The organism is Priestia sp. P5_B4, assembly GCF_056400385.1.
In genome coordinates this window covers 1-522 of sequence record NZ_JBFULJ010001533.1, presented here as the reverse complement: position 1 = coordinate 522, position 522 = coordinate 1, and the positions used below count along the sequence as shown (strand labels likewise).

The window sequence follows — 522 nt, the reverse complement described above, 5'->3', positions numbered from 1 at the left end:
TATTTGAAACTACAAGTGAAAAGGAAGAAAAAAACGGTTGATAAGCTGAGAGTGTATAGGGCTACTTTCCATGCGGAAAGTAGTTTTTTCATTTGTGAACTTGATATACTGATTGGATAAAGAGGTGAGAAAGGTGAACGAAAGAGACGTGGTTTCGAGAAGTATTTTAACAAAAGCGACGGGCTTTTTGGCATCTGGTTATACTCATAGTTTAAATCCGTATGCCGGATGTGCATTTTCCTGCAAATTTTGCTACGTGCGAGAACTGCYAATTCAGCGTTTTAAAGAGATGGAGTGGGGGACATGGCTAGAGCTTAAAGTCAACGCAGCTGAAGTCTATCAAAAAGAAATACAAAAACTGCGAAAAAAAGAGCAGCCGGTGCGCATCTTTATGTCTTCAGCGACAGATCCCTATCAGCCTGCTGAGCGTAAAGCAGGCATCACACGTGCCCTTTTAGAAACGATGATCAATCATCCGCCTRATTTTTTATTGATTCAAACAAGGTCGCCCCTTATGACGAG

The 522-nt window shown here is 41.3% G+C and carries 1 protein-coding gene; it reads left to right on the top strand.

Annotated features, from left to right (window positions below):
• Positions 1-133: 133 nt before the first annotated feature.
• On the top strand, positions 134-522 hold a 389-nt coding region (locus AC1DRF_RS32010; protein ID WP_477742831.1), incomplete at its 3' end, for a radical SAM family protein.